Below are 4,673 nucleotides of genomic sequence, written 5' to 3' on the forward strand. Positions count from 1 at the left end.
CTGCATCTTCCTTAAATCGCTTGTTAAATGTTATTGAATTCACACCTATAAATTTCTCCCTTGTACTCATTTGACAAAGGTAATACTATTTTCGTTTTTGGGCGGCCTAAACGCCTATACCTAAATATATAATTAGTGGCGACATTGCTTCCGCTATAAGGAACAAGTCGTGCAGGTAATGACATTATGAAAAATAGATTGTTTTTAGTTGGACTTGTTTTAACTACTTTATTCTCATTTGGACAAAAAGCACAAGAAAGCCCAGCCTATAGGTCTTTGATTCCCACTTCAAAAGCATCGTTATTAAAAGACGTTGATGTTATTTTCAATACGCGACTGGCATTGGATAATTATTTTACCGACGGGGGTTTTACAAAATCACAATTTTCTGTCAATGAATTGAGATTCGAAATCAAAGGAAAAATTCACGATAAAGTCTATTTTCGATTCAGAAACCGTTATTCGAAAGTTCCTGAGCTTGCCACTATTGATAATGTGTATCGATCCGTCGATTTGGCACACCTTATTATTGACCTTAGTCCCAAGTCCAAATTAACCTTAGGAAAAATGATTGGAGACTGGGCAGGTTATGAACTACTATTGAATCCTATTGAGGTTTTATCTTTCAATACCATTATTCAAAAATCAGATTTATTCCTCGTAGGTGCCGCTTACACCTATTCTGCTCCTGAACTAAAGAGTAAATTCAATTTGCAGGTATTGAATTCAAGAACCAAAACTTTTCAAGAACAATACGGCACCACTATTCCTCCAGGCGTGACAGAAACCAAAACCCCTTTTATGGCTGTTACCAATTGGAAAGGATCTTTATTCGAAGGGAAATTTGAAACCTCATACAGCTATTGCTATACTATCGATGCAGATAATAAAGGACGAAATTATATTACTTTAGGAAATAAATTTAAAAACAAAAACTTTGTCTTGTACTATGATTTTCACTACAGCACTGAAGACTTAGATAACAAGTTGATCATTTCTAATATAATCAAACCAAAACAGTCCTATGCTGCGCAGGATGTGTCTTATGTTGAAAATTGGATAAGAGCAGAATATAAAATTAAACCGATAGTAAATCTTTTGCTAACCGTTATGAATCATAATTCATATTGGAACGGAAATCCTGATCCCGATAAAAGCAGTAATTTGCTAACATCTTATGGAATCATTCCTACTATCGAGTACACTCCTTTTTCGGACTTGAATATGAAGTTTTATTTAGGATATATTGGCAACAAGTATAATTACTCTTCTTATGCTGAGCTTACTTATGGTGCTGTTGATTATACAACTAGCCGAATTAGTTTTGGAATTATCGCGCTACTATTAGTTTTATAATACTACCGCTTTTACGGGTGTTAATTCACTTTTTTATAGCTCCAAACGGCAATTCCATTTAATAGTATTGCATAGCCAAGAATCATAAAAAAAGGTCTGGAAATATCTGAAAAAGTCGCTCCTTTGAGCATTACCATTCTGATAATTTCAACAAAATACCGAATCGGATTCAGTAAAGTGATATTTTGCGCCCATTGAGGCATACTCTCGATAGGTGTAAATAAACCGCTCATTAATATAAAGATAACAGTAAAAAACCAAGCTACGAACATCGCTTGTTGTTGCGTATCGGAATAATTAGAAATAATTAATCCGATACCTAGGATGACCAACAAATAAACCGAGGTGAAGAAATAAATCAGACCAATATTTCCTAAAATTGGAACACTGAAAACAACTTTGGCTATTGTTAAACCAACCGTTAAAATCACTAAACCTAGAACCCAAAACGGAAATAATTTGCCGACAATGAATTGGTGTTTTTTGATCGGGGTCACGTTGATTTGTTCTAAAGTTCCCATCTCTTTCTCCCTAACAATATTCATCGAAGACAGAAAAAGGGTCAACATTGTGACCAATAAAACCAAAATTCCCGGAACCATAAAAGTTTTATAGTTCAGCGTATTGTTGTACCAAAATGAAGGAATCGTGACAATATTAAGGGGTTGTACATAAGAAGCGTCGTTGTATTGATACAATTGCGTTTGGATTTTTTGGTTGAAACCCGTAATAATTTGCGAAATATACACACTCTCCACTCCTGCCGCCGCACCATCAATAGCGTTGATGCTTACCGAAAGATTAGTATTTTTTTCGGTTATTAAATCCCGCTCAAAATGATTGGGAATTTCGAGAATGACATCCACTTTCCCAGTTTGCATCTGGAAATCGGCCTTTTTTTTAGAAGAAAAGCTTTCGATGATATTAAAATATTTCGATGCTTCAAACTTCGAAATCAATTCTCTTGAAGCCACGGAATGATCGTTGTCTATATAAGAAAACTTGATGTTCTTGATTTCAAAACTAGCCGCATTTGATAATATAAGCAGTTGCACTAAAGGCAAAACAAATATAATAGGCAGCATTCCTTTATTTCTAAAGATTTGTCTGAACTCCTTTTGTATGATGAATAGTATTGTTTTCATTGTTATTTGCCACGAAGGCGCTAAGAAGCAAAGTTTTTTATGGGCCACGGATGACACTGATCCAACAGATTAATACGGATTTTTTAATTGTCTATTTTATTTATTTTCTATACTTTTTCTTCTTTTCTCTTTTCCTAACTCCCCCTTCGGGGGCATGGGGGGATTTACTCCAATCGTATCTTATATTTTTTAATACTCACCACAAGGAAAAACAAAGTCATTCCAGCCAAAATCAAGGTTTCTTTCCAAATCACGCTTAGGGTTGCTCCTTTGAGTAAAATGCCTTTGATAATTATGATAAACCACTTGGCAGGGATGATATTGCTGATGATTTGCAACGGCATCGGCATACTCGAAATGGGAAAAATAAAGCCAGAAAGGATAATGACAGGCAGCATTAATCCCATCAAGGAAAGCATCATTGCCGTTTGTTGGGAATTAGAAACTGTCGAGATTAATATCCCTAAGGAAAGTGCCGTGGTAATGAACAAAATACTTTCGAATGCCAATAAAAACAAGTTACCTTCGATAGGCATTTTGAACACAAAAAAGCCCAAAAGCAAAATAATTATAGCATTGATGATGGACAAAAATATATACGGAAACACTTTTCCAATAATAACTTGAAAAGGTTTTAAAGGCGAGACCAAAAGCACTTCCATAGTTCCCAATTCCTTTTCCCGTGTGATAGAAATAGAAGTCATCATAGCGGAAACGAGCATCAAAATAATGGTCATTACTCCGGGAACAAAATTGAAAACACTCTTCAATTCAGGGTTGTAATAGAGTTGAGTTTGGGTTTGTATGAGATGACTGGGTTTGTTGTTTTTATTGATTTCCTGAGTGTAATTTTGCAAAATAGCGTTGACATAATTGGTAATAGTGTTGGCGACATTGGGATCGGTAGCATCCGTTATCACTTGTACTTTGGCTTGTTTGAGCGTTTGCAGATTTTTGATAAAATCTTTTTCGAATACCAAAACGGCTTTTACCTTTCCTTTTTTGAAAACGCTTTCAATTTGGTTTTCATTGGAGATTTCTTCATCGATTTTGAAATAACTGGAAGCACTGATTTTATTGATTATCTTTTGTGTTTCACTGTCTTTCGATTTATCCAAAATAGCAATATTCACGTTGTTGATTTCGTTCGTAATCGCAAAACCAAACAACATTATTTGAGCTATTGGCATTCCAAAAAGTATAAACATAGTTCGTTTATCACGAAAAATGTGATAGAATTCTTTTGTTACAAAACCGATGAATCTTTTCATATTGTCATTGCGAGGAACGAAGCAATCTCATCCTCTTTTAATTATTTATTGACACAAAGTCTCGAAGGTCATTTCTGTTCCCCCTTTGGGGGTTAAGGGGCTTCCACATTTCTGGCCAATTTTAAGAAAACGTCATTCATTGAAGCTACATTGTACTTTGCTTTCAAGTTTTTTGGCGTGTCCAAAGCTTCAATACTTCCTTCGACCATTATCGAAACTCGGTCGCAATATTCGGCTTCGTCCATATAATGCGTGGTCACAAAAATTGTGGTTCCCTTGTTGGCTTCGGCATAAATCATTTCCCAAAATTGCCTTCTGGTAATGGGGTCAACGCCACCTGTTGGTTCATCCAGAAAGACAATTTTTGGTTCGTGCAATAAGGCAACTGAAAAAGATAGTTTCTGTTTCCATCCCAAAGGCAAGGAACCAACCAGTTTGTCAATGGTATCTTCAAGACCTAATTCCGCGACCAATCGTACAGTTTTTTCCTTGATTTGGCTCCTGCTCAAACCATAAATGCCTCCAAAAAAAGTAATGTTTTCTTTAAGCGTTAAATCATCATACAGCGAGAACTTTTGACTCATATAACCAATGCTTCGTTTGACCATTTCGGTGTTGCTTTTTACATCAAAACCTGCCACCAAAGCTTCTCCCGAACTGGGTTTCGAAATCCCAATTAGCATTTTCATAGCGGTAGTTTTTCCAGCGCCATTGGCTCCCAGAAATCCGAAAATCTCTCCTTTGTACACCTCAAAAGAAATACTATTGACAGCGGTGAAGCTGCCAAATTGTTTGGTTAGATTTTGAACTGCTATGACTCTTTCTTTCTTCATTTTGTCATTTCAACACACATTTTTTTTACCACAGATTACACAGATTATCACAGATTTCAAGTTAAATT

Annotated in this window: 4 protein-coding genes; 1 reads left to right on the forward strand and 3 read right to left on the reverse strand. The window is 35.7% G+C overall.

The genetic code is table 11. From position 1 onward, the window contains the following. Positions 1-186 precede the first annotated feature (186 nt). A complete protein-coding gene (locus ACIQ1E_RS13855) occupies positions 187-1,356 on the forward strand; it encodes a porin (protein WP_396171934.1) in 1,170 nt (389 codons plus the stop codon). A 20-nt stretch (positions 1,357-1,376) separates the two neighbouring features. Here ACIQ1E_RS13855 and ACIQ1E_RS13860 read toward each other — a convergent pair whose 3' ends face one another. From ACIQ1E_RS13860 to ACIQ1E_RS13870, 3 genes are all read right to left on the reverse strand, one after another. After that, on the reverse strand, positions 1,377-2,501 hold the full coding sequence (locus ACIQ1E_RS13860; protein WP_396171936.1) for an ABC transporter permease: 1,125 nt from the start codon (positions 2,499-2,501) through the stop codon (positions 1,377-1,379). Positions 2,502-2,665: 164 nt separating this feature from the next. Continuing rightward, a complete protein-coding gene (locus ACIQ1E_RS13865) occupies positions 2,666-3,772 on the reverse strand; it encodes an ABC transporter permease (RefSeq protein WP_396171938.1) in 1,107 nt (368 codons plus the stop codon). Positions 3,773-3,864: 92 nt separating this feature from the next. Continuing rightward, complete coding sequence (locus ACIQ1E_RS13870; protein ID WP_396171939.1) at positions 3,865-4,605, reverse strand: ABC transporter ATP-binding protein; 741 nt, start codon at positions 4,603-4,605, stop codon at positions 3,865-3,867. Positions 4,606-4,673 lie beyond the last annotated feature (68 nt).

The organism is Flavobacterium sp. (assembly GCF_044348915.1).
Taxonomy (GTDB): Bacteria; Bacteroidota; Bacteroidia; order Flavobacteriales; family Flavobacteriaceae; genus Flavobacterium.

Bases quoted from the DNA above. Each gene is read 5' to 3' on its own strand.
- ACIQ1E_RS13855 (WP_396171934.1), top strand. From the start codon at position 187: ATGAAAAATAGATTGTTTTTAGTTGGACTTGTTTTAACTACTTTATTC.
- ACIQ1E_RS13860 (WP_396171936.1), bottom strand. From the start codon at position 2,501: ATGAAAACAATACTATTCATCATACAAAAGGAGTTCAGACAAATCTTT.
- ACIQ1E_RS13865 (WP_396171938.1), bottom strand. From the start codon at position 3,772: ATGAAAAGATTCATCGGTTTTGTAACAAAAGAATTCTATCACATTTTT.
- ACIQ1E_RS13870 (WP_396171939.1), bottom strand. From the start codon at position 4,605: ATGAAGAAAGAAAGAGTCATAGCAGTTCAAAATCTAACCAAACAATTT.